The 23,440-nt window shown below is 56.3% G+C and carries 21 protein-coding genes; 9 read left to right on the forward strand and 12 right to left on the reverse strand.

The window, feature by feature from the left end:
• Nucleotides 1-153: 153 nt before the first annotated feature.
• The gene (locus ACLIBF_RS01340) at nt 154-1,338 is read left to right on the forward strand and encodes a BaiN/RdsA family NAD(P)/FAD-dependent oxidoreductase (RefSeq protein WP_089561873.1); all 1,185 of its coding nucleotides are present in this window, start codon (nt 154-156) and stop codon (nt 1,336-1,338) included.
• 9 nt (nt 1,339-1,347) lie between these two features.
• Here ACLIBF_RS01340 and ACLIBF_RS01345 read toward each other — a convergent pair whose 3' ends face one another.
• A complete protein-coding gene (locus ACLIBF_RS01345) occupies nt 1,348-2,334 on the reverse strand; it encodes an aldo/keto reductase (protein WP_031374841.1) in 987 nt (328 codons plus the stop codon).
• Between the two features lie 286 nt (nt 2,335-2,620).
• Between ACLIBF_RS01345 and ACLIBF_RS01350 the strand changes: the two genes are divergently transcribed.
• Together ACLIBF_RS01350 and ACLIBF_RS01355 are read left to right on the forward strand one after the other, a co-directional pair.
• Nucleotides 2,621-2,818, forward strand: a complete 198-nt coding sequence (locus ACLIBF_RS01350; RefSeq protein WP_031374840.1) for a hypothetical protein — start codon at nt 2,621-2,623, stop codon at nt 2,816-2,818.
• Between the two features lies 1 nt (nt 2,819).
• Nucleotides 2,820-3,647: a hypothetical protein gene (locus tag ACLIBF_RS01355; RefSeq protein ID WP_031374839.1), complete on the forward strand. Its 828-nt coding sequence runs from the start codon at nt 2,820-2,822 to the stop codon at nt 3,645-3,647.
• A 31-nt stretch (nt 3,648-3,678) separates the two neighbouring features.
• Here ACLIBF_RS01355 and ACLIBF_RS01360 read toward each other — a convergent pair whose 3' ends face one another.
• A complete protein-coding gene (locus ACLIBF_RS01360; protein ID WP_031374838.1) occupies nt 3,679-4,698 on the reverse strand; it encodes a LacI family DNA-binding transcriptional regulator in 1,020 nt (339 codons plus the stop codon).
• Nucleotides 4,699-4,952: 254 nt separating this feature from the next.
• Here ACLIBF_RS01360 and ACLIBF_RS01365 point away from each other — a divergent pair, with 254 nt between their 5' ends.
• A complete protein-coding gene (locus tag ACLIBF_RS01365; RefSeq protein ID WP_031374837.1) occupies nt 4,953-5,633 on the forward strand; it encodes an SDR family oxidoreductase in 681 nt (226 codons plus the stop codon).
• Nucleotides 5,634-5,648: 15 nt separating this feature from the next.
• Here ACLIBF_RS01365 and ACLIBF_RS01370 read toward each other — a convergent pair whose 3' ends face one another.
• Nucleotides 5,649-7,037, reverse strand: coding sequence for a sugar porter family MFS transporter (locus tag ACLIBF_RS01370; RefSeq protein WP_031374836.1), 1,389 nt, complete (start codon nt 7,035-7,037; stop codon nt 5,649-5,651).
• Between the two features lie 270 nt (nt 7,038-7,307).
• Between ACLIBF_RS01370 and ACLIBF_RS01375 the strand changes: the two genes are divergently transcribed.
• Nucleotides 7,308-7,967, forward strand: coding sequence for an epoxyqueuosine reductase QueH (locus tag ACLIBF_RS01375; protein WP_031375263.1), 660 nt, complete (start codon nt 7,308-7,310; stop codon nt 7,965-7,967).
• A gap of 3 nt (nt 7,968-7,970) precedes the next feature.
• Here the strand turns inward: ACLIBF_RS01375 and ACLIBF_RS01380 are convergent, their stop codons facing one another.
• Nucleotides 7,971-8,468: a helix-turn-helix domain-containing protein gene (locus ACLIBF_RS01380; protein ID WP_031375262.1), complete on the reverse strand. Its 498-nt coding sequence runs from the start codon at nt 8,466-8,468 to the stop codon at nt 7,971-7,973.
• 352 nt (nt 8,469-8,820) lie between these two features.
• On the opposite strand from ACLIBF_RS01380, the gene ACLIBF_RS01385 reads away from it, so the two are divergent.
• The gene (locus ACLIBF_RS01385) at nt 8,821-9,843 is read left to right on the forward strand and encodes an alpha/beta fold hydrolase (RefSeq protein ID WP_031375261.1); all 1,023 of its coding nucleotides are present in this window, start codon (nt 8,821-8,823) and stop codon (nt 9,841-9,843) included.
• A gap of 40 nt (nt 9,844-9,883) precedes the next feature.
• On the opposite strand, the gene ACLIBF_RS01390 is transcribed toward ACLIBF_RS01385, so the two are convergent.
• The 6 genes from ACLIBF_RS01390 to uxuA all read right to left on the reverse strand — a co-directional run bounded on the left by ACLIBF_RS01390 (nt 9,884) and on the right by uxuA (nt 17,206).
• On the reverse strand, nt 9,884-10,852 hold the full coding sequence (locus ACLIBF_RS01390; protein WP_031375260.1) for a GGDEF domain-containing protein: 969 nt from the start codon (nt 10,850-10,852) through the stop codon (nt 9,884-9,886).
• A gap of 110 nt (nt 10,853-10,962) precedes the next feature.
• A complete protein-coding gene (gene hemB / locus ACLIBF_RS01395; protein ID WP_031375259.1) occupies nt 10,963-11,940 on the reverse strand; it encodes a porphobilinogen synthase in 978 nt (325 codons plus the stop codon).
• Between the two features lie 128 nt (nt 11,941-12,068).
• On the reverse strand, nt 12,069-13,574 hold the full coding sequence (proP, locus tag ACLIBF_RS01400) for a glycine betaine/L-proline transporter ProP (protein ID WP_031375258.1): 1,506 nt from the start codon (nt 13,572-13,574) through the stop codon (nt 12,069-12,071).
• A 374-nt stretch (nt 13,575-13,948) separates the two neighbouring features.
• Nucleotides 13,949-14,116, reverse strand: a complete 168-nt coding sequence (locus ACLIBF_RS01405) for a hypothetical protein (protein ID WP_164092189.1) — start codon at nt 14,114-14,116, stop codon at nt 13,949-13,951.
• Entirely contained in the window at nt 14,100-15,683 is a 1,584-nt protein-coding gene (locus ACLIBF_RS01410; protein ID WP_279809613.1) for an EAL domain-containing protein, read from the reverse strand. The genes ACLIBF_RS01405 and ACLIBF_RS01410 overlap by 17 nt, the downstream gene beginning before the upstream one ends.
• A gap of 338 nt (nt 15,684-16,021) precedes the next feature.
• Entirely contained in the window at nt 16,022-17,206 is a 1,185-nt protein-coding gene (gene uxuA, locus ACLIBF_RS01415; protein WP_279809614.1) for a mannonate dehydratase, read from the reverse strand.
• 138 nt (nt 17,207-17,344) lie between these two features.
• On the opposite strand from uxuA, the gene ACLIBF_RS01420 reads away from it, so the two are divergent.
• Entirely contained in the window at nt 17,345-18,028 is a 684-nt protein-coding gene (locus ACLIBF_RS01420) for a FadR/GntR family transcriptional regulator (RefSeq protein ID WP_069729095.1), read from the forward strand.
• On the opposite strand, the gene ACLIBF_RS01425 is transcribed toward ACLIBF_RS01420, so the two are convergent.
• Nucleotides 18,017-19,072: an AI-2E family transporter gene (locus ACLIBF_RS01425; RefSeq protein ID WP_031375254.1), complete on the reverse strand. Its 1,056-nt coding sequence runs from the start codon at nt 19,070-19,072 to the stop codon at nt 18,017-18,019. The genes ACLIBF_RS01420 and ACLIBF_RS01425 overlap by 12 nt on opposite strands.
• Nucleotides 19,073-19,357: 285 nt before the next feature.
• On the opposite strand from ACLIBF_RS01425, the gene ACLIBF_RS01430 reads away from it, so the two are divergent.
• Complete coding sequence (locus ACLIBF_RS01430) at nt 19,358-20,575, forward strand: MFS transporter (protein ID WP_046289371.1); 1,218 nt, start codon at nt 19,358-19,360, stop codon at nt 20,573-20,575.
• A 76-nt stretch (nt 20,576-20,651) separates the two neighbouring features.
• Here ACLIBF_RS01430 and ACLIBF_RS01435 read toward each other — a convergent pair whose 3' ends face one another.
• Nucleotides 20,652-21,467 carry a TIM barrel protein gene (locus tag ACLIBF_RS01435; protein WP_031375253.1) on the reverse strand — a complete coding sequence of 272 codons (816 nt, stop codon included), beginning with the start codon at nt 21,465-21,467 and terminating at the stop codon, nt 20,652-20,654.
• 438 nt (nt 21,468-21,905) lie between these two features.
• On the opposite strand from ACLIBF_RS01435, the gene ACLIBF_RS01440 reads away from it, so the two are divergent.
• Nucleotides 21,906-23,411 (forward strand): CoA-acylating methylmalonate-semialdehyde dehydrogenase, encoded by a 1,506-nt coding sequence (locus ACLIBF_RS01440; protein WP_031375252.1) that lies wholly within the window; start codon nt 21,906-21,908, stop codon nt 23,409-23,411.
• Nucleotides 23,412-23,440 lie beyond the last annotated feature (29 nt).

Raw genomic sequence — 23,440 nt, forward strand, 5'->3', positions numbered from 1 at the left:
CCTTTAGCAGTAACGTAGCCGGGTTAAAGGGGGAAAAAGGCCCAGATATTAGTCAGTTACATTATGACACATTTACGGCAAATTTTTGACGCTGGCGTCTCAGTGAGCAGATCACTACAATCTGCGCCTTTCCGATTAAGTGAGTAAACCGCCGTGGAACAGTTTGACGTTATCATCATTGGTGCCGGGGCCGCAGGGCTGTTCTGTGCCGCCCAGGCCGGACAGCGCGGGCGTCGCGTATTGCTGCTGGATAACGGCAAAAAGCCGGGACGTAAGATCCTGATGTCGGGCGGAGGGCGCTGCAACTTCACCAATCTCTACACTGAACCGGCGGCCTATCTGTCACATAACCCTCATTTCTGTAAGTCGGCGCTGGCGCGTTATACCCAGTGGGATTTTATCGATCTGGTCAATCGTCACCAGATAGCCTGGCATGAGAAAACCCTTGGCCAGCTGTTTTGTGATGATTCCGCTCAGCAGATTGTCGATCTGCTGCTGGCCGAGTGCGAAAAGGGCCAGGTGACGCTGCGGTTACGCAGTGAAGTGCTGAGCGTGACGCGTGACGACAGCGGCTACACCCTGCAACTCAACGGCAGCACGGTTCAGGCGGAAAAACTGGTCATCGCCAGTGGCGGTCTGTCGATGCCCGGCCTGGGCGCATCGCCGTTTGGCTATAAAATTGCTGAACAGTTTGGTCTGACCGTCTTCCCGACGCGCGCTGCGCTGGTGCCGTTTACCCTGCATAAGCCGCTGCTGGAACAGCTACAGACTTTGTCCGGCGTGGCCCTGGAGACCACCATCGACGCGCAGGATGGCACCCGCTTTAAAGAGGCGATGCTGTTTACCCATCGGGGACTCTCTGGCCCGGCGGTGTTGCAGATCTCCAGCTACTGGCTGCCGGGTGAGTTCGTCACTATCGATCTGTCGCCTGCCACGCCGCTCGACGCCTTTCTGACCGTTCAGCGTGAGGCGCATCCGAACCTCAGCCTGAAGAACAGCCTGGCAAAAATTCTGCCGAAACGGCTGGTGGAGGTGCTGCAAACGCTGAAGGTGGTGCCCGATATCACCCTGAAGCAGCTCAACAGCAAGCAGCAGGCGGAGCTGGTGCAGACGCTGCACGCCTGGCGTATTCAGCCAAACGGAACCGAAGGCTATCGCACTGCTGAAGTGACGCTGGGCGGCGTGGATACCACCCAGCTCTCTTCGAAAACCATGGAAGCACGGACGGTACCGGGCCTCTATTTCATTGGTGAAGTGGTGGATGTGACCGGCTGGCTGGGGGGATATAACTTCCAGTGGGCGTGGAGTTCCGCCTGGGCGTGCGCCCAGGCGTTGTAAATCGCGCGACTACCAGCGCTGATGCACGTAAGGGGCGATCTTCGCCTGATAAATCTGCTTCAGCGCCGCCATGGTCTCGTCAGACAGCGCGTCAACGCTGCTGGCGCGGGCATTGTCTTCAGCCTGCTGGCGATTTTTCGCGCCGGGGATCACCACGCTGACATCGTCGTTCATCAGGATCCAGCGCAGCGCCAGCATCGCCATGCTGATGTCGCCCGGCACGTAACGACGAATCTCCTCTACCGCCTCCAGCGCCACCTCATACGGTACGCCGGAAAAGGTTTCACCCTTATCAAAGGCTTCGCCATTGCGGTTGAAGGCGCGGTGATCGTCGGCGGCAAACTGGCTGTCCGGGCCCATTTTCCCTGTCAGCAAGCCTGATGCCAGCGGGACGCGGGCGATAATCCCGACATTACGCCGTTTTGCCTCACGCAGCAGCAGTTCCGCCGGACGCTGGCGGAAGATGTTGTAGATCAGCTGAATAGATGAGACGTTGGGAAATTCCAGCGCCTTCAGCCCCTCTTCGACTTTTTCTACCGACACGCCGTAATGGCGAATTTTCCCGGCGGCAACCATCTCATCCATCACTGCAAACACCTCCGGATTGTAATAAACCTCGGTTGGCGGGCAGTGAAGCTGCACTAAATCCAGCGTCCCGGTTTGCAGATTCTCGCGCGAGCGGTCGACAAACGCATTGAGGTTGCTGGCGTTATAACCGTCCGCCACGTGCGGCGACAGTCGCCGGCCCAGCTTGGTTGCCACAAACGGGCGCTCACCGCCGCGCTGATTCAGCACCCCGGCGATAATCTTTTCAGAGCGACCGTCACCATACACATCGGCAGTATCAATAAAGGTTATGCCGGCATCCAGGGCAGCGTGCAGCGCGGCCTCGGCATCCTGCTGGCTGACTTCTCCCCAGGTCCCGCCAATCGCCCATGCGCCAAAGCCAATTTCGGAGACGCGCTGACCGGTACGACCTAACGTGCGTTGTTTCATCTGAATCTTCCTCAATACAGGAGTGACAGTAAGCTGACAAAGATTGAGCTTAGCGCTAACCGGCGAGGAAGGGATGACGCCCGGTCACAGACTGCTACGCTGAAAAAGGGCAGACGACACCGCCAATCTACTGGTTATGTTGGCTATTTCAGCAAAATGCGGCCAGAGATGAACGCTAACCGCTTCGCTAATTAATTGATTTTAAGAAATTTCACCTGAAATTAACCAGGCGAGAGTGCCGTTTCGGTCACATACTTTCTCTTTTAAACCCGATAAGTGGATCGCCATGTTCAAATTTGTTAAATCGCTGTTTGCCAGTCCCGAGAAATTTCTGCAGATCATGTCCCGCCAGGACATCAACGACTCCATCGCTGAAGGTGAACGCATCATCATTGACGAGAACGGCAATATCTCGGTCAACACCCTCAGTGAAGAAGTGCACGAAGATTTTGCCCGCCATGTGAATACGTTAAAGGGAGTCTGAGGTGGGTACCGCAATATTCATGGTGTTAATGGTCAGTGGTTACTGGTACACCAGCCGCGATTTGAATAGCCGCTTTAAAATCCGCCGCTCGTCGGGCTGGGATGTCTATTTTCTGGTTGCCTTGTACGGCTGTATTTTTGTTTTGCAGGGCGTGTTTGCCACCGGCATTGTCTGGTTACTGCTGCTCGCCATCTCTGCTATTGCCAACGCGGTACAGATGATCCCGGGCGTCCATCTCAAATGGCAGATGGAGTTTATGAACTGGAGCTTCCTCGGCATCCAGGCACCGATTGTGATCATGCTGGCGTTTGCCATTTTGTTTTGCCTGTATCGCTCGAACTGGGCGGGCAGTGCACGACTTAACGTCTCCGGACGTAAAGATCTCTATCAGCAACTGTCGCGCTCGAATGGCGTTGAGCAGCTGCTGTTTCAGTGCATGGAAGAGGGTGAACTGGCGTGGATTACGCTCAAGTCGCGCCGCATCTACATCGGGATGGTGCACGCCTCGACCTTTGAGTATGAGAGCACCAAAAATATTGTCCTGATCCCGATGCTCAGCGGCTATCGCGACAGCAAAACGCTGAAGCTGGCGGTAGAGCATAACTACAGCAAGTGGTACGCCGAGCACGGCATCACGCTGGACTCTACGCCCAAAGACGCGATGTCATTTCGTAAAGTGATTATGGTCGATCAGATTGAAAGCCTGTCGCTGTTTGACCCGGCCAGTGCCACTGCGCTGTCGATGGGTCATCCGCAGGAAGTCGAGAAGAGCCAGGGCAGCGATGACGGCCAGAGTCCGGATGATGAGAGCCGGGAGCCGCCGCAGTAACCTTTGTGCTGGCCCCTTAATGCGTGAGGGGTTACACCATATTCTCCGCCGTAAACAGCCGGAACGCGACTTTACCCTGCTGATAGACATCCGGCTGATAACCGGTTTCCAGATGCCGCAGCAGCAGGTCAATCGACAACCGGGCGTGCTGCCGGGCGTGCTGATCGAGGGTAAACGCCACTTCATCATTCAGCAGCAGCTGACGGGTCACCGAATAAAGCTCGTGGGTAATGTAAGTACAGCGGCCCAGCAGCTGATGGGCGCGCAGCGTTTCGCTGACGTCAGTATTGCCCATGCCGGTATTGTAGACGCCCGCAATCGCCTGCGACTGGGTCAGATTACGCGCCAGCAGGCTGCGGATGGTGCCGCGGTCGTCCTGACCAAGCAGCACTTCACGCAGGTGACGTTGCGGTGCGCGCTGGCTCATCACTTCGCGGAAACCGGCGATGCGCTGCCGGTGTGCCTGGTAATCGAAACGGCCGCTGACCATCACGATATCGCCGGGCTGATGGCTGGTTTTACTCATCAGCAAACCGGCTGTCCGTCCCGCCTGATACTGGTCGATACCGACATGGCACAGGCGATCGGCGGCGGGCAAATCGGTCACGATGGTGATCACCGGCACGTTACGGCTGCGACACAGCGCCAGTGCGCGATAGATCGGTGGCGAATCGTGGGCGAAAACAATGATGCCGTCGCGATTGGCGCTGCGGGCAATAATGCTCTGCGCCAGCTTTTCGGGCTGCGCTTCGGTCACCAGGGTTTTGTGCAGCTTAAGACGGCGATAGCCGAGCTGGCTGGCGACGTCGCTGAAGTGGGCAGTCAGCTGCTGGAAAAACGAAGAACCGTTGTTGCTGAGGAACACTTCTATTTGCCACGGATGCTGATACTCCTCCGGCAGCAGGCGCTTCAGGCCGACTTCGCGTGCCGCTTTCAGCACTTTGCGGGTGGTTTCCAGCGACACGCCGCCACGTTCATTCAGCACCCGATCAACCGTCGCGATGCCGACGCCGGCCATTTTTGCCACCGTGTCTAAGGTGAGCTTTTTCATTCAGACTCCACGTGAAAAAAGCGGGCGAACGTCGCGCAGCCTGCCACTCAATCGATATCTTCTAACCGGTTAAAAGTAAAAGATAAAGCGAAATATTGATGGGAAACCATCAGGGAAAAGTGCCTGGCCGGTTTACCTGCTCGCCGGGCGCATTTTACCGGTTGTGCGGTTGCCGGACGAAATAGCACCTGCGGCTGCTGGCAGGGCGGATTTGCCGTTAAGCTGATAGATGACATCATCAATGAGGAATCAATATGGCTCAGCAAGGTAAAGCATTAGTGATCGGCGCATCACGCGGTATTGGACTGGCGGTGGTGCAGGCGTTTGCCGCCCAGGGCTGGCAGGTGACCGCCACGCATCGCAGCGGCATCCCGGCGCAGGGAGAACAGCCGGGCGTCACGTGGCATGCGCTGGATATGACCGAATCGTCGGCAGTGCAGCAGCTGGCAGGCCAGCTCGCCGGACAGATGTTTGATGCGATTCTGATTAACGCCGGGATCTTTGGTCCGGCGCACCAGACGCTGGCGCAGAGTGAGGCGCAGGAGCTGGCTCAGCTGTTTCTGACCAATGCCGTGGCACCGGTACGCAGTGCCGAAATTTTGCTGCCGCTACTTAGCAAGCAGAAGGGAGTGCTGGCGATCACCTCATCACAACTGGCCAGCCTGAGCGAAAACCCGCGCGCTGACATGCCGCTCTATTCCGCCAGCAAAGCGGCGCTGAATATGCTGAGCCGGTCGCTGGCTGAGGAGGTTGAAGCCCAGGCCGGCACGCTGGTGACGCTGCATCCGGGCTGGGTAAAAACCGAGATGGGCGGTGAAGCTGCGCCGTTAACCGTTGAGGAGAGCGCTGAGGGTATTGTCCGGCAGCTGACCGCCTGGCAGGGCCGCGGCGGTCATCACTACATTGATTACAGCGGCAAAACGCTGCAATGGTAACCCTCTGCGGGGCGGTTACGCCCCGATATCACGCAGGGCTTTGCCCTTCATCAGGTTGCGTTCGATATGCTCCAGCGTTACGTGCTTGGTCTCTGGCACCAGCAGCATGGTCAGCACGATAAACAGCAGATTGAGCGCCCCGTAGAACCAGAAAGTGTTGGCATTGCCCAGCTGATCGAGCATGGTCAGGAAAGTGGCACCGACAATCATGTTACCGACCCAGTTGGTGGTGGTAGAGGCGGTGATGCCGAAATCACGCCCTTTCAGCGGCTGGATCTCTGAGCACAACAGCCAGATCACCGGACCGGCAGCCATCGCGAAACCGACGATAAACATCAGCAGCATGGCAATGGCGAAATATTTGCGGAAGTCAGTCTCCACGCCCAGATGCAGTAATGTCCCGAGCACGCCCATGCCGATCGCCATCACCAGAAAACTGGTGGTGAGCATCGGTTTACGTCCCCAGCGGTCAACCAGGAAAATGGCAATCAGCGTCGCCAGCATATTGACCAGGCCGACGATAACGGTGCCCCACATCTGCTCGCTGGTGCTGGAGAAACCGGCGATATTGAAGATTTTCGGCGCGTAATACATCACCACGTTCATGCCGGTGAACTGCTGCATAATCTGCAACAGCATGCCAAGCCACACGGCGCGACGGAAATGGCTGTTAGAACGAAACAGTGACCAGCCGCGTTGCTTCACCTGCAGGCTTTCACGGATCTCTTCCAGCTCCTGGCGGGCCTGTTCGCTGGTGTTGCGCAGCCGATCCAGCACCCGCTGCGCCTCGTTAAAGCGACCGTGCGCGGCCAGCCAGCGTGGGCTGTTAGGCAGAAACAGCACGCCGACAAACAGGATCACTGCCGGAATAGCGATAATCCCCAGCATCCAGCGCCAGTTACCGCTATAGCTGAAGGCGGTATCGGAGAGGTACGCCACCACAATGCCGGTGGTCAGCATCAGCTGATACATCGAAATCATTGATCCGCGAATACGCTCAGGCGCAATTTCGGCCAGATAGAGCGGGGCGGTATAAGAGGCGATGCCGACCGCCAGGCCCAGCATTACCCGGGCGCAGACCAGCGATTCGACATCCGGTGAAAACGCCGACCACAGCGAACCGATCACGAACAGCGTGGCACCGGCCAGCATGCTTTTCTTGCGTCCCAGCTTTGATGACATCCAGCCAGCACCCAGCGCACCCAGCGCGGCACCAAACATCATTGAACTGACCACCCACTCCTGCTGATGGTTAGTGATCTGCAAATCTTTGGCGAGAAACGGCAGCGCGCCGGCAATCACGCCAATATCCAGGCCAAATAACAGGCCGGACAGCGCGGCCATAAAACAGACGAACCAGGTAAAGCGGTTCTGACGATCCCCCGATCTCTTTGCTGCAGCCATGCTTCTCTCCTTGCTCTGAGACTTTGTCAATATTGTTAATGTTATGTAAACATAGTCGAGGGCAGTGTGTTACCGGTCACAGTTTAAACATCCGCAGCCTGGCCATCGGCGGGAACGGCGCCAGCAGCCCGGCGGCGCGCGGCCTGGCGGTCAGCGCGCCGACTGATAACAGCGCACAAATAGGCAAAAGCTCCGCCTGCCCGGGAAATTTTGCAACCGGTGGCGTGCGCTATTACACTGCGGTTTTTCAGCCAATGATTGAAGGTGCTTATGTCTCAGCCTTATCAGCGCCAGCCGCTGCCCTTACCTGGCGGCCACAAAAAAGTCCTTTTGCACTCCTGCTGTGCCCCCTGTTCCGGTGAAGTGATGGAAGCGATGCTGGCATCCGGCATTGACTACACCATTTATTTCTACAACCCAAATATTCATCCGCTCAAAGAATATGAGCTGCGCAAAGAGGAGAATATTCGTTTTGCAGAAAAATTTGGCGTGCCGTTTGTCGATGCTGATTATGACCGTGATGACTGGTTTAAACGGGCGCGCGGCATGGAATGGGAACCGGAGCGCGGCGAGCGTTGTACCATGTGCTTTGATATGCGCTTTGAACGTACTGCCTTGTATGCCCATGAAAATGGTTTTCCGGTGATCACCAGTTCGCTGGGTATTTCACGCTGGAAGAATATGCAGCAGATTAATGATTGCGGAGTGCGTGCGGCGGCCCATTATCCTGACCTGCTTTACTGGGAATTTAACTGGCGTAAGGGCGGCGGATCGGCGCGGATGATTGAAATCAGCAAGCGCGAAAGTTTTTATCAGCAGGAATATTGCGGCTGCGTTTATTCGCTGCGCGACACCAATCGTCATCGCGTCACGCAGGGCCGTGAGCGAATTCAGATCGGTGTGCAATATTATCAACCGGACGATATCTGATCATCACAGGCTACGGGCTGAGTCAGACGTACCATAGTGATGAGCGGATAAGGTGATATTCTGGCTTATTCCGCTGCTGATTTTTTCACGGGTTTCAGGCTGAGCGTAGCGGCATAGCGCACAGGGATTGGCGGCCTCAGATAACTGCTGGCACGTCGCCTCATCCAGCTGACGCCGACGGCAGACGCTCGGCGTACATCCCATCACCTGTTTAAATGAGCGGGTGAAAGATTGCTGGCTTTCAAAATGGTATTTCAGCGCCAGGCTAATAATTGGCGTACGGCTATTTTTTAAATCATTGACACAGGCAGCCAGCTTGCGCTTGCGAATATAACGCGCCAGCGTTTCATTGTGATAGCGGGCAAATAATTTCTGTAAATACCATTTTGAATATCCGGCTTTCTCCGCAATATCATCAACGCTTAACCGCTGATCGAGATTGTTATCAATCCACTCGGTGACAGAGACGATCACACTTTCATTATATTTACGCTCATTCATAACATCCCCCTTTTTATCTTCGGGGCAGTTTAAAATAACTTATCTTTTTCTGCGCATTTCTTACGTAAAGTTTTATCAGGAAATGAATCGTTATCTCCGATAAAGCAGTTTTAATAACTATTTGATAATATAAATGGCTTACTTGTAATTGATATGTTGATGAAGTGAGTGAAATAAGTAGTGTGAATAAGCGGGATGCGTAATATTAATTAAACGGTTTCGCTTAAGCGGGTTTAACCGGTGATAAGACGTCTCAGCGGCAGGGGGATGATCAACATCGCACAGCCCATCAATACACTTTTCAGCACTTCATGCCAGGCTTACACCTCACCTTTAACCTGGAGAACCCTGGATGAGCCCGACATACGCGTTGAAGAAACCGCTTGCCGCCTTGCTCACCTCGCTGACCTTACTCAGCACGGCACCGGCGCTCGCCGCCAACGTTTACGGCGAGCAGCTGGAAGGATTTCACTATCCTTACCCTCTGCAACATTTCAATTTTTCCTCTCAGCAGCAACCGCTGAGCATGGGCTACATGGATGTGAAACCGACGCAAAAAGCCAACGGACAAACCGTGGTGCTGATGCACGGGAAAAACTTCTGTGGTGCGACCTGGGAAGAGACGATTCGCGCACTCAGTCAGCAAGGCTATCGCGTGGTGGCGCCCGACCAGATTGGTTTCTGCAGTTCAACCAAACCGGCGCATTACCAGTACAGTTTTCAGCAGCTGGCGGAGAACACCCATCAGCTGCTGGCGCAGCTGGGGGTAGAAAAAGCGGTGATTATTGGCCACTCCACCGGCGGAATGCTGGCGACACGCTATGCGTTGATGTATCCGGAGCAGACCCGGAAGCTGGTGTTGGTCAACCCGATCGGGCTGGAAGACTGGAAGGCTAAGGGTGCGCCGTGGCGGTCCGTCGATCAGTGGTATCAGCGCGAACTCAAGCTGAGTGCCGAAGGGATTAAGAAGTATGAGCAGCAGACCTATTATGTCGGTCGCTGGAAACCGGAGTATGACAAATGGGTCGATATGCTGGCCGGGCTGAACAGCGGGCCAGGACACCAGAAAGTGGCGTGGAATTCAGCGCTGATTTACGACATGATTTTCACGCAACCGGTGTTTTATGAATTCGGCGATTTGACGGTGCCGACCACCCTGATGATCGGCACTGCCGACACCACCGCAATTGGCAGCGATATCGCACCTGCGGCGGTCAAAGCGCGGCTCGGTGATTACGCGGTGCTGGGTAAAGAGGTGGCGAAGCGGATTCCGGGCGCGCGGTTAATCGAATTCCCGGGAATGGGACATGCGCCGCAGATGGAAGAGCCAGCGAAGTTTAATCAGACCCTGCTCGACGACCTGGCGCGACAGTAACCCCTCAGGTGTAACCGGTCAGGCGCAATGGCGCCTGACGTTACAGCACCGCTCGCTTCTGCTTTTTACTGCGGTACATTTGCTCGTCGCTGTCATGCAGTAACTGCTCCAGCGACTGCGGATGGGCCGCATCAAACTCCACCACGCCATACGAGAAGTGCAGATGGTAACGGCGGTTCAGGCTGATCGACTGCTGGGCTAAGTAGTGGGCAAACTGCTGCAGCAGCGCTTCCGTCTGCTGCTGTTGCAGGCCGTTAAACAGCACCACGAACTCATCGCCGCCTAAGCGGGCAAACAGATCGGAATGTTTAAACACCACTTTCATCGCGTCAGCAAAATCCATCAGCGCCCGGTCGCCCTCACGATGGCCGAGCGAGTCATTAATCTGCTTAAACTTATCCAGATCGAGAAAGGTCAGACAGGCGGGCCGGTTCTTCATCCGGCACTCTTTCAGCACCATCTCGCCCAGCGTCATAAAGCCACGCCGATTGGTAATCTGCGTCAGCTCATCGCAGGTGGCCGCCTGAAACGCCACCAGTTCCGCTTCGGCCATCGCCGCCAGGTCGCGCAGCGTGGCCCGATCTTCTTCGTCGAACTGGCGCGGCTCACGGCCAATGATGCACAGTGTGCCCATTTTCGCGCCACCCGGTGCCCGCAGCGGACAGCCGGCGTAGAAGCGAATGTGCGGCTCGCCGGTCACCAGAGGATTGTCATGAAAGCGCTCATCGGTGGCGGCATCTTCCACAATCATGATCTCATCCTGCAGGATGGCATGGCCGCAAAAGGAGATGTTGCGTGGCGATCCGGCGGGCTCAAAACCCTGCGCCGACTTAAACCACTGGTGATCGGCTTCAAGCAGGCTGACTAACGCAATCGGAACGTCAAACAGCCGGCGTGCCAGACGGGTCAAACGATCAAAACGCTCTTCTGCAGGGGTATTCATAACGTTCAACGCACGCAACTGCGATAAACGTTGTGCCTCATCGGCAGCGATCTCGGGTGCTTTCATCGCAGAGCCCTTTATTTTTTTGGTGAAGCCAGGTTCTGGTGTGTGCCTTACGGCAAAGAAAAAAGACAGTGATCGAAGCGATTCAATTCACTGTCTTATTGAGGAGGGGATCAGAGCACTTTTTGTTCGGCGAGATCAAGCGCGAAATAACTGAAAATCAGGTCCGCACCGGCACGTTTAATCGCACCCAGGCTTTCCAGCACCACATTACGTTCATCAATGGCACCGGCCTGCGCGGCAAATTTAATCATGGCGTACTCACCGCTCACCTGGTAGGCCGCCAGCGGCAGCTCGGTGCGCTCACGAATATCACGCAGGATATCCAGATAGGCACCTGCCGGTTTCACCATCAGTGAATCTGCACCTTCCGCCGCATCAATCAGTGATTCACGGATCGCTTCACGGCGATTCATCGGATTCATCTGGTAGGTCTTACGGTCACCTTTCAGTGCCGTTCCCGCTGCTTCACGGAATGGACCGTAAAACGATGAGGCGAACTTAGTCGAGTAAGACATGATCGCGGTTTGAGTGAAGCCCGCCGCGTCCAGCGCCTGACGAATCGCCTGTACCTGGCCATCCATCGCCGCAGAAGGGGCGATAAAGTCCGCGCCCGCCGCGGCCGCCACTACCGCCTGCTTGCCAAGGTTGATCAGCGTCGCGTCGTTATCAACGCCGTGATCGCACAGCACACCGCAGTGACCGTGGCTGGTGTATTCACAGAAACAGGTATCGGACATGACGATCATTTCCGGTACCGTCTCTTTGCAGATGCGGGACATCCGCGCCACCAGACCGTTTTCATTCCAGGCATCGCTGCCGGTAGCATCGGTATGGTGTGAAATACCAAAGGTCATCACCGAGCGGATACCGGCTTTCGCGATGCGTTCAATCTCATAGGCGAGACGTTTTTCCGGGATACGCATCACGCCAGGCATCGCCTGAATCGCTTTGTAATCGTCGACACCCTCTTCAACGAAAATGGGCAGAGCCAGATCGTTCAGGCTGAGGGAAGATTCCTGGAACATTTCGCGCATTGACGCGCTGGCGCGCAATCTTCTTGGGCGCTGGATAAGGGAATAATCAGACATATTCATTCTTACGCAGGTGAAAAAAGTGACAATAGTTTACTCCCTTTGCCGGGGAGGCATGAAGGTTTGTGTGCGGTAACGGCGCGGGAGAAAAACTCTCCCGCCGGGCGGCGGGAGAGGGAAGACGCTTACTCGTTAATGTCCGGGTGCTGCTGCACCAGGTTTTTACGTTTCGCTTCGAGGCGGGCGATCTCTTCGTCGATATCTTCGATTTTGTGCTCGATGTTATCGTGATGTTCCTGCAGGATTTCGCGCGCTTCTTCCATATCCGAGGCGGCTGGTGTTGCACCTTTCAGCGGTTTATTGGCGGTCTCTTTCATGAACAGACCGGTAATCAGGCCAATCACCGCGACCACCATCAGATAGTAGGCTGGCATATAGAGGTTGCTGGTGGTTTCCACCAGCCAGGCGGCCAGGGTCGGGGTCAGACCGGCGATCAACACCGAGATGTTAAACGCACTGGCCAGCGCACTGTAGCGGATGTGGGTCGGGAACATCGCCGGCAGCGACGAGGCCATCACACCGGTAAAGGCGTTGAGGATCACCGCCAGCAGCAGCAGACCGGCAAAAATCAGTCCCAGCACGCCACTGTTGATCATCATAAAGGCTGGAATCGCGAAGATCATCAGGGCGATACTGCCGATGATGACAAACGGACGACGGCCGAAACGGTCACTCATCATGCCGATCATCGGCTGGACAAACAGCATACCGATCATGATGGCGATGATAATCATCACCCCATGATCTTCGCTGTAGTGCAGGTTATGTGACAGGTAGCTCGGCATGTACGTCAGCAACATGTAGTAGGTGACGTTAGTGGCGATCACCAGACCGATACAGGAGAGCAGGCTGCGCCAGTGTTTAGTCGCAATCTCTTTAAACGAGACCTTCGGGCCATCCTGCAGGCCTTCGCGGTCGCCCTGTTCCAGTTTGTCCACGTGCTGCTGGAATGCCGGCGTCTCTTCCAGCGCATGGCGCAGGTAAAGACCGATAATCCCCAGCGGCAGCGCCACGAAGAACGGCAGACGCCAGCCCCACTCAAGGAAGCTATCTTCACCAATAATGGAGGAAATCAGCACCACCAGGCCCGCGCCGAGCACGAAACCGGCAATCGAACCAAAGTCGAGCCAGCTTCCCATAAAGCCGCGTTTGCGGTCAGGCGAATATTCAGCCACGAAGATCGAGGCGCCGGTATATTCACCGCCGACCGAGAAGCCCTGCGCCATTTTGGCTAACAGCAGCAGAATCGGTGCCCAGATGCCGATCGAGGCATAGGAGGGTATCAGGCCGATACAGAAGGTACTGACCGACATGATGATGATGGTGATGGAGAGGATTTTCTGACGACCATATTTGTCGCCCAGCATACCGAAGAACAGTCCACCCAGCGGGCGAATCAGGAAGGGAACAGAGAAGGTGGCGAGCGCCGCAATCATCTGAACGCCCGGCGAGACGTCCGGGAAAAACACTTTACCCAGCGCGTAAGCCACAAAGCCATACACACCGAAGTCAAACCACTCCATCGCGTTACCCAGAGAGGCCGCGGTGATGGCTTTACGTAAACGGGCATCATCGATGATAGTCACATCATCAATGCCAATTGGTTTTACACGCTTCCTACGCAATTTCATAGAATTACCCTGTAATGGAACATGAAAGTCCTCAACGGCGCGAACCGAGCGGAATCGTTCAGACCGCGGCGTTGAGGAAATTAAAGCATAGCCGTAAACAGGTGCATTTTATCGGCTAGCCAACGCAATAATTAGTGCCGGGATTATTGCATTAAGCGACAGAGTATACCGTTTTTGTGTGATATCTGTCATGTTTGAGCTAAAACTAACCCCTCTGGCCGATCGTTTACCCCGTTTATCACCCTGAAAAAAATAATCACTCTGCGTGACGAACGACGCTTTTTTCAGCAGAGTTGCCGCCATTTCTGCCGCTTCGGTTAGTTTTCAGGCGATTTACTGCGGATAGGGGGCGGGTGTCAGCGTTGCTGAAACATTCAGATACATTTACCGGATGAGCCGAGCGCTGGCGAAAAGATCAGTAGCAGCGCGCAGCGCGGTGAAGCCGGCTGGCGGGTTGAGGCTGGCGAAACGGCAGCCAGGGTCGCCGATATTTCGCGCTGATAACTGGCTGGCAACCGTGGGATGTCAGAGGGGATCGTCATGCTGTAACGGGCGCTGTCCGTGTTGCTCCAGCCAGGCGATCAGCGCAACGTTATCCATCGGGCGGGCATAGTAGTAACCCTGAATAAACACCACGCCACGCTGTTGCAGATAGCGGAACTGCAGGGCGGTCTCAACCCCTTCGCCCAGCACCTCCAGCTGCAGTTTATGGCTGAGGTTAATAATGGCGTCCAGCACCGGTGTTTCACCGTCCAGCGATTCAATGGCGTTAATAAACCCGCGATCAATTTTCAGGTAGTCCAGTGCGAAGGTCTGCAGATAGCTCAGTGAGCAGTTTCCCGTACCGAAGTCATCAATCGCCACCTTCATGCCGATCTGCCGCAGCTGTTCCAGCTTACGCGCCACACCTTCGCCATCTTTAATCAGGCTGCGCTCCGTCAGCTCAAGAGTGATCACGAACTGCTTCTCTTTCACCCGCTCGGCAAAATGCAGCATATCGCTGACAAATTCAGGATGCTGCAGATGATCGGCGGCCACATTAATCGCCAGATGGAAGTGCGCAGGCACCTGCCAGCCTTGCACATCCTCCGCAATCAGATCGAGCAGATGACGGGTCAGCGGCACAATCATCCCTTCGGCTTCGGCAGCACCGATAAAAATGTCCGGCCGCACGCCAATGCCATCGGGCATGGTCCAGCGCAACAGCGCCTCCACGCCACTGCAGCGTTGCAATCGATCGTCATAAACCGGCTGATAGTGCGCCCTGAACTGGCCGCCAGCGATAGCGCGACGGATCTCATCACGCCAGGAGATACGGTGTCGGAGCCAGTTCGAGGTCAGGATCATCAGCAGAATGGAAAAAATGGCCGCCATCGGCAGGAAGATAAACAGCACCTGTCGCCAGGCCGTTATCAGTTCGCTCGGCGGCGCGACCACCGTAACGCTCAGCGGATAACGCCGGGAAGTGGCCTGGTAAACCAGCGGTTCAAACCAGCCCTGCGCGGTGGTTTGCGCTGCGCCATAAGCGATCGGCGCGCCGCCGCTAAACTGCATGCTCAGGTGATAGCCGCGTGCGCTGCCAATCGCCCGCATAAAATCGATCAGATACTGGCCATCAATTACCGCCCAGAAACCTTCTCCGCCCGGCAGTTCACGCACGAACACCACCGCCGGACGATCCGGCACCGCGTACGTCCCGGCGATCGACAGACTCCACCAGGCTTTGCCGGTCACCGGCACATCACGCATCATCATTTGTGATAGCGAGCCAGAATTTAGTCCATAGGCGGAAGAGCAGGCGATCTGATCCTTTTCCAGTTTACCAATGGCACGGAAATAGGCGTTGAGGGTACCGAGTCGCTGCAGGGTGTTTTCAATCTGGCTGCAGGGTTGGTTCTGAAACTGGCGTAGTGAGCTGATCATATCCCAGGCGCTGTCGCTCATTTTCTCAGCCTGAGATAAAAGCGTATTGGCGGCGCTCACCTGCTGTTGGTGGACCGTATGGCGCGCATCGAGGGCGGTGAAAAAAATGCCAAGTATTAAAGGCAACACGCCGGATACGATGATAATCAGCCTGGCGTAATCGCGTTTTCGTTGCAATATCGGCACCGCAAAATCCTCTGAGTGTTATAGGCGTTATGAGGAGGTGCTAATCAATCGGCGCAGCATAGCATGTCTCCGGGCGATGCAGGTTAGCGTTTTGGCCATCAACAGAACTGATTAAGGTCAATTATCGTCCAGAGAATGCATTAGTTGACAATGTTTTGCTTTTGCTGGCATTCAGACATGATTTTAAACGAATTCAGAAAGAAAGGGCAGGTCGCGGGCGGCAACGCCGGTTGCTGTGGCATGGCGTGCACCGGACAAGAGGGCGGCAGAACGGAGCGCTCAACGGCGAAACCGGCCCCGGCCAGCTTCAGGCCGGACCCAGGGCCAGTCGGGTTAACTCAGTGGTTAAAATAGATCTGTTTCAGGGCCACTTCGACACCACGTAATTCCGCCAGTCCTTTCAGACGTCCAATGGCAGAGTAGCCGGGGTTGGTGCGTTTGTGCAGATCGTCCAGCATCTGGTGTCCGTGATCGGGCCGCATCGGGATAGCCCGGCCGTTGCCAGCCTGACGGCGACGCTGCTCTTCAGCCAGAATCACTTTGATCACCCCAACCATATCAACGTCACCTGCAAGGTGGGCAGCTTCGTGGAAGCTGTTGGGATTGTCCTCACGTTTGGTGGCGCGCAGGTGCACAAAATTGATGCGGTCGGCAAAGGCTTCCGCCATCTCAACCAGCGGGTTATCGGCGCGAACGCCATATGAGCCGGTACAGAAACAGAAGCCGTTGTGCAGACTGTCTACCGTCTGTTTCAGCCACTGCATATCTTCCTGAGTCGAGATAATGCGCGGCAGGCCGAGAATCGGGCGCGGCGGATCGTCCGGATGCACCGCCAGTTTGATGCCCACCTCTTCCGCCACCGGCACAATGGCGCGCAGGAAGGTGGCCATATGCTCGCGCAACCGGGCTTTATCGATGCCGTCATATTGCGTCAGCTGTGCCTGGAACTGCTCAAGGGTATAGCCCTCTTCGGCACCGGGCAAACCGGCAATAATATTGCGCACCAGGGTGTTTTTCTCTTCTTCGCTCATGGTGGCGAACAGTCGGGCGGCGGCCTGCTGTTCGGCGGCGCTGTAATCCTGTTCGGCACCCGGGCGTTGCAGCAGATGCAGCTCAAAGGCGGCAAAAGCGTCGGCGTCAAAGCGCAGCGCTTTCGCCCCATCCGGCAGAGTCCAGGTGAGGTCGGTGCGGGTCCAGTCCAGCACCGGCATGAAGTTGTAGCAGACGGTATCAATGCCACAGGCGGCCAGATTACGTATCGACTGCTGATAGTGAGCAATATAGCGCAGGTAGTCGCCGCGCTGGGTCTTGATCGATTCATGCACCGGAATGCTCTCGACCACCGACCAGACCAGTCCTTTCTCTGCCAGCAACGCCTGGCGGGCTTTAATCTCTTCGACCGGCCAGATTTCGCCGTTAGGAATATGGTGCAGCGCGGTTACGATGCCGGTTGCGCCAGCCTGACGGGCATCATCCAGCGAGACCGGATCGTTCGGACCGTACCATCGCCATGTATGTTCCATGTTTACTCCTCAACTGTGATGTGGCCCAGTGGTCAGGCCGCTGGACCAAGAGTATGATAGTCAGCAAAATGAGGCCGTGATCCGGATCGCAGCATGACAAACTGCGCGATCGGTGAAGCCAGATAACAGGAGTGGATGATGGCGCTGCCAGTGGTAAAAACCGAACGTCTTTATCGTCAGATTGCCAACGCCATTATGGCGGGTATTGATCGCGGCGAGTTTGTCGCCGGTGGGATGCTGCCGCCGGAACGTGAGCTGGCGAAGCAGCTGGGGGTCAGCCGCTCTTCAGTACGTGAGGCGTTAATTGCGCTGGAGATGACCGGCTGGGTCGATATCCGTACCGGCACCGGCGTCTTTGTCTCTCAGCCGTTGCCCGAGACGGCAACCCCGCAGGAGAGCGAAGCCTGCAGCCTGCAGGATCTGTTACAGGCCAGAGAAGCGTTTGAAGGGATGCTGGCGGGATTTGCCGCGCGCAACGGCACCCCGGCACAGCGCGCTGCCCTGCTGGCGCTGACGGCGCAGCTGCAACAGCACGCGCAAAATGATGCTGCCTTTCTGGAGCAGGATAAGCGCTTTCATCTGTTGATCAGTGAGATGAGCGGCAACGACCTGCTGCGCGAGATGCTGGAGCAGCTATGGAACAAGCGCCACAGTCCGCACGTGCAGCGGCTGGAGCGCCATTTCGCCGATAACAGTTTTGCCCTTGAGATGAACGCCGATCATCAGCAGATCGCCAACGCGATCGTGGCCGGTGACGAAGTGGCGGCCCGTCAGGCGATGGAGAATCATCTGCGTCACGTCCAGCAACGACTACTTGGTTAAGCCTCGCGCCCGTTTTGGTCGCCCGGTGCCCAGCATAATCGCCAGCCGGCTACCGCCCGGCGTGGTCTCCATCAGGATTTTGGTAATGCTGGTGAGCGGCACCGATAATAGCATCCCGACCGGACCGAGCAGCCAGCCCCAGAACACCAACGACAGAAACACCACCAGAGTGGATAAACCCAGTCCCCGGCCCATCAGGCGCGGCTCCAGCATATTGCCAAACACCATATGGATAGCGGTAAACAGCGCCGCCACCATCGCCGCATCAAACAGGCTGTTGAGTAATAACGCCTGCAAAAACGGCGGAATGCCGGCAATGATCGGGCCGATATTGGGAATGAAGTTGAGGATAAACGCCACCACACCCCACAGCAGGGCGAATTTCACATCCAGCAGATAGAGGCTGAGCCACACCGACAGGCCGGTTATCACACTGACCAGCGTCTTCAGCGCCAGATAGTGCGTCACCCCTTTCAGCGCTTTATGCAGTCCGGCGATACGGATCTTGGGATTAACCAGCGCATTACGCATTTTGTAGGGCAGGTGATGCACTTCAAACAGCATAAAAACCACGGTCAGGATCAGCAGCACCGTATTGGTCATGGCACCCGAAAAGCCGCTCAGCGCCACCGTTGCCAGGTTCATCATGGTGTTCGGGTCGAAGCGCTGAATTAACACATCGGTCGAGATGTTGAGGTGAAAGCCAGCCGCCAGATGCTGCAATATCGTCATTTTCTGCTCCATGGTGGCGCGCAGCTGCGGGTAGAGATCGGAGAACTCACTCATTGAACTGGCCAGCACCGCGCCAAGCAGCAGGATGACGAAGAAGATCACCGTGATAACCAGCGTAATCGCCAGCCCACGGCGAAAACCGCGCCGCATCAGCATGGTGACCAGCGGGTTGAGCACAATGGCAAAAAAGGCCGCCAGCAACAGTGGCACCAGAATATCGGACGCGGCCCGCACGCCGGCGAGGATAATCACCAGCATCGCCAGTTTGATCAAAATATTTTGTCCGATTTTTTCCCGTTGCAGCTCGCTCATTCCCTCTCCCATCATACAAATTGGCTGAGCAAAGTGTAGCTGAAGTAAAATTAACAAGCTGATTTATCAGAGAAACGGTAAAAACAGCCGCCGGATTTGAGACCACCGGGACCTCTGGCGCGTCAGCCAGTGAATCCCCTGTCGGGTCTGACTCCGCCGTTTGCAGCATTTGCGCGGATGGCAAAAATAACGCCACCGGATGGCCGCCGTGATGCGTTGCCGGTGAAAGCAGGTATAGTTAACAGCTAACCGTTACCTTTCAGCCAACTACGCGCGCGAGGACTGATGCCTGACCAACCTGCAGCGGAGCCGACTACCGCATCCGGTAGCGTAAAAATATCTCTGCTGATCCTCTCTATCGTGATCTACAACTTCGCCAGTTATCTCACTATTGGTCTGCCACTGGCGATTCTGCCGGGCTGGGTGCACGACACGCTGGGCTTTAGCGCCTTCTGGGCCGGGTTAGTGATCAGCCTGCAGTATGTGGCGACGCTGCTGAGCCGGCCGCATGCCGGACGCTATGCCGATCTCTGGGGGCCTAAGAAAGTGGTGGTGATCGGGCTGGTGGGTTGCCTGATCAGCGGCGTCTGTATCCTGCTGGCGGCGCTGACGCTCGACAGTCCGTTGCTGAGCCTGACGCTACTGTGCATCGGCCGGTTGATCCTCGGGGTGGGGCAGAGTTTCACCGGCACCGGCACCTCATTGTGGGGCGTGGCGCGGGTTGGTTCGTTGCACATTGGCCGGGTGATCTCATGGAACGGCATCGTCACCTACGGCGCGATGGCGATTGGCGCGCCGCTCGGGGTACTGATTTACCGGCTCGGCGGGCTGCTGTGGCTGTCGGGGATCATCATCGCCATCTGCCTGGTAGGGATTGCCGGGGCCTTGCCGCGTCCGGCCGTCAAAGGCAGTAAAGCCAGACCGCTGCCGTTCCGCGCGGTGCTGGGAAAAATTGCTGGCTTCGGCGCGATTCTGGCGATGGGCTCTGCCGGTTTCGGCGTCATTGCTACTTTTATTACCCTGTTTTATCAGGATAAAGGCTGGGGAGGCGCCGCCTTTGCGCTGTCGCTGTTCAGCGGGGCTTTCGTCGGGGCGCGGCTGTTGTTTCCGAACGCCATCAACCGGCACGGTGGTTTGCGGGTTGCCAGCATCTGTCTGGCGGTTGAAGCAATCGGGCTGTTTCTGGTAGCCGCCGCTGGCGATCCGTGGATGGCCAAAGCGGGGGCGTTTCTTACCGGAGCCGGTTTCTCGCTGGTGTTCCCGGCGCTGGGGGTGGTGGCAGTAAAAGTGGTGCCGCAGCAAAATCAGGGCAGCGCGCTGGCAACGTACACCGCCTTTATGGATCTGTCGCTCGGCATTACCGGGCCGATCGCCGGGCTGATCATGAGCTATGCCGGGGTTTCTCAGGTCTACCTGCTGACGGCACTGCTGGTCTGTCTGGCGTGCGTCTGCACTCTGCGTCTGCAGTTGAGGCAACCGGCTACAGAGCCACATCAGGGATAAAAAAAGGGCCCCAACCGGGGCCAAACGTCTTTTCAGACACAGATAAGAAGATGTTCGGACGATGATTTGTGCAGGCTCAGGCCTGCAGCAGTTCGATACTGTGACGAATCTGGCGTTCAATCTCAGCCGGTGTCCAGCTATCCAGCTGGCTGGAGAAGGGTTCAAACGCGTAAATTCCCTTGTAACCCAGCATCTCCAGCCGCTTGACCTGCACCACGCTGTTCAGCACATCGCCATCGCTTAACATCACCCGTTCCTCATCAGTCAGTTCCGCCGTCGGGCGCAGATCTTCCACGCCAGAGAGATGCACCAGCCCGATTTGCTCAACCTCAATGCCCAGCGGAAACTCCTGTTCAGCCTGCTCATAGAGATGATGATGGAAGGTATCCAGCACCAGCTTAAACGGCACCGCTGCCTCAGCAATCAGCTGTTGCGCCTGCACGGCCGAACGCAGTGAGCTGACCGGAAATCCCAGCGGCTCGACCAGGCCCTGAATCCCATAATGGGCAAAGCGCGGAGCCAGCTGCTGCAGCGCCGCCACGGTTTGCTGCGGCGATACGCTGATTCCCTCGTTGAGCGGACACATCACCAGCGCACGGGCGCCAATCCGTTGCGCCTCCTGTAACAACGCCTCCGTCCGGGTCAGCAGATCGTCATCAATGCGGTTAAAGGGATAGAGGGCGTTAATGGTGACAATATCAATGTGGTATTTGTCGGTCAGCGCGCGCAGCTGTTCAGCAGTGAGGCCGTCAGTCACCCTGCCGCCCGGCATATCATTACGCAGCTCCACCTTACTCAGCCCCAGGCGCTGGACCAGCTGGAAAAAAGCCTCCAGTGAGAGCCGGGGCGCGATTTTACGATTAATACAGAAGCGGGTGGGATCGATGGCCATGCTGCGACTCCGGTGACAGGGAAGAGGAAGATGGGGCTAAAGAGAACATTTATTTCATTATTTATGAATTATGAAATGGTAATTATTAGATCCGTCTCGCATTAATTCCATATTCCGTTTCACTGCGGACCGGTAAAACCCGATCGCGCCAGCAAAAACCGTGACTTTTTCACCCGGCTAACGGATTTGTCAGCGGCCGTAAAGCGCCTGACAGGCTGGCTTTGGCCCGATATCAGGCTGCCTCGCTCGGTTGACGATAAAAATGCGATCTGTGCCGCTAAAAGGAAATTTTCTAAAAATATCCATTTGAAAAATTTGTTCCACTGTAATAGTTTCATAGCACGCTTTCAGGTTTGCCTGATCAGGCTGCGGGACAGGCCGCGGGACAGGCCGCACAGTGAGTCTGCAGGAAACTTAACCATTTAAAGAGGCAACATCATGACTATCACAGGAAACTTTATTGGCGGTAAAACCACCTTCAGCGCCAGCAACGAAACCATCCCGGTTTACGATCCGGCAACCGGAAAAGTGGTACGTGAACTGACGCAGAGTACTGCTGACGAAGTGGCTCACGCGATTGAGGTTGCGCACAACGCCTTCCCGGCCTGGTCGAAAACCTCACCGCTGCGCCGTGCCCGTGTGCTGTTCAACTTCAAAGCGCTGATGGAACAACATCGCGATGAACTGGCGGCGCTGATTGTCTCCGAACATGGCAAAGTCTGGTCTGACGCGCTGGGCGAACTGACCCGCGGCATTGAAGTGATTGAGTTTGCCTGCGGGATCCCGCATCTGCTGAAAGGGGAATACTCACCGAATGTCGGCAGTGGCGTTGACAGCTTCTCGCTGATGCAGCCGGTCGGGGTTGTGGCGGGGATTACGCCGTTTAACTTCCCGGCGATGGTGCCGCTGTGGATGTTCCCGATCGCTCTGGCCTGCGGCAATACCTTTGTTCTGAAGCCGCCTGCGCTTGATCCGTCTGCCGCGGTCCGCATGGCGGAACTGCTTACCGAAGCGGGTCTGCCAGATGGCGTATTCAACGTGGTACACAGCTCAAATGAAGATGCTGAACAGTTGTACAAAGATCCGCGCATCGCAGCGGTGAGCTTTGTCGGGTCATCCGGCGTAGCAGAACACATCTACAAAACGGCCAGCGCCCACGGTAAGCGGGTACAGGCGTTTGGCGCCGCCAAAAACCACGCCATCGTGATGCCGGATGCCGATCTGGATGCCACCGTGAACGCCATTATGGGCGGGGCGTTTGGATCAGCGGGTGAGCGCTGCATGGCGCTGCCGGTGGTGGTCGCGGTTGGTGATGATACGGCTGACAAACTGATTGCCCGCCTGACGCCGCTGGTAAAAGCGCTGCGTGTCGGGCCTGGCATCAATAAAGGCGCAGAAGAGAATGAGATGGGGCCGGTGGTTTCGGCGGCGCATCAGAAGAAAGTGCTCGGCTACATTGATAAAGGTGAGCAGGAAGGTGCGAAGCTGGTGGTGGATGGCCGCACTATTCAGGTGGCCGGACACGCCGAAGGTTACTACGTCGGCGGCACGCTGTTTGATAACGTCACCTCTGACATGGTGATCTGGCGTGAAGAGATTTTTGGCCCGGTGCTGAGCATCATGCGTGCGCCGGACTACGACAGCGCGCTGCAACTGGTCAACAGCCATGAGTTCGGCAACGGCAGCGCCATTTTCACCAGCAACGGCAACACCGCGCGTGAATTTGTCCAGAACGTTGAAGCCGGCATGGTCGGGGTGAACGTGCCGGTTCCGGTGCCGATGGCTTTCCACAGCTTTGGTGGCTGGAAGCGTTCGGTGTTCGGCGCGCTCAACGTCCACGGTCCGGACGGTGTGCGTTTCTACACCCGGATGAAAACCGCCACGGTGCGCTGGCCAGCGGGTCAGCAGACCGTTTCAGAATTCAGTATGCCTACGCTAAGTTAATTCAATGAACTCTGTTTGAGGTGCCCGAC

The sequence above is a fragment of the Pantoea sp. PGP6 genome, assembly GCF_053474785.1.

What these genes read in the sequence shown, in the direction of transcription:
- ACLIBF_RS01345 (WP_031374841.1), bottom strand. Translation starts at nt 2,334, where the DNA reads ATGAAACAACGCACGTTAGGTCGTACCGGTCAGCGCGTCTCCGAAATT.
- ACLIBF_RS01350 (WP_031374840.1), top strand. Translation starts at nt 2,621, where the DNA reads ATGTTCAAATTTGTTAAATCGCTGTTTGCCAGTCCCGAGAAATTTCTG.
- ACLIBF_RS01360 (WP_031374838.1), bottom strand. Translation starts at nt 4,698, where the DNA reads ATGAAAAAGCTCACCTTAGACACGGTGGCAAAAATGGCCGGCGTCGGC.
- ACLIBF_RS01365 (WP_031374837.1), top strand. Translation starts at nt 4,953, where the DNA reads ATGGCTCAGCAAGGTAAAGCATTAGTGATCGGCGCATCACGCGGTATT.
- ACLIBF_RS01370 (WP_031374836.1), bottom strand. Translation starts at nt 7,037, where the DNA reads ATGGCTGCAGCAAAGAGATCGGGGGATCGTCAGAACCGCTTTACCTGG.
- ACLIBF_RS01375 (WP_031375263.1), top strand. Translation starts at nt 7,308, where the DNA reads ATGTCTCAGCCTTATCAGCGCCAGCCGCTGCCCTTACCTGGCGGCCAC.
- ACLIBF_RS01380 (WP_031375262.1), bottom strand. Translation starts at nt 8,468, where the DNA reads ATGAATGAGCGTAAATATAATGAAAGTGTGATCGTCTCTGTCACCGAG.
- ACLIBF_RS01385 (WP_031375261.1), top strand. Translation starts at nt 8,821, where the DNA reads ATGAGCCCGACATACGCGTTGAAGAAACCGCTTGCCGCCTTGCTCACC.
- ACLIBF_RS01390 (WP_031375260.1), bottom strand. Translation starts at nt 10,852, where the DNA reads ATGAAAGCACCCGAGATCGCTGCCGATGAGGCACAACGTTTATCGCAG.
- hemB (WP_031375259.1), bottom strand. Translation starts at nt 11,940, where the DNA reads ATGTCTGATTATTCCCTTATCCAGCGCCCAAGAAGATTGCGCGCCAGC.
- proP (WP_031375258.1), bottom strand. Translation starts at nt 13,574, where the DNA reads ATGAAATTGCGTAGGAAGCGTGTAAAACCAATTGGCATTGATGATGTG.
- ACLIBF_RS01405 (WP_164092189.1), bottom strand. Translation starts at nt 14,116, where the DNA reads ATGACGATCCCCTCTGACATCCCACGGTTGCCAGCCAGTTATCAGCGC.
- uxuA (WP_279809614.1), bottom strand. Translation starts at nt 17,206, where the DNA reads ATGGAACATACATGGCGATGGTACGGTCCGAACGATCCGGTCTCGCTG.
- ACLIBF_RS01420 (WP_069729095.1), top strand. Translation starts at nt 17,345, where the DNA reads ATGGCGCTGCCAGTGGTAAAAACCGAACGTCTTTATCGTCAGATTGCC.
- ACLIBF_RS01425 (WP_031375254.1), bottom strand. Translation starts at nt 19,072, where the DNA reads ATGAGCGAGCTGCAACGGGAAAAAATCGGACAAAATATTTTGATCAAA.
- ACLIBF_RS01430 (WP_046289371.1), top strand. Translation starts at nt 19,358, where the DNA reads ATGCCTGACCAACCTGCAGCGGAGCCGACTACCGCATCCGGTAGCGTA.
- ACLIBF_RS01435 (WP_031375253.1), bottom strand. Translation starts at nt 21,467, where the DNA reads ATGGCCATCGATCCCACCCGCTTCTGTATTAATCGTAAAATCGCGCCC.
- ACLIBF_RS01440 (WP_031375252.1), top strand. Translation starts at nt 21,906, where the DNA reads ATGACTATCACAGGAAACTTTATTGGCGGTAAAACCACCTTCAGCGCC.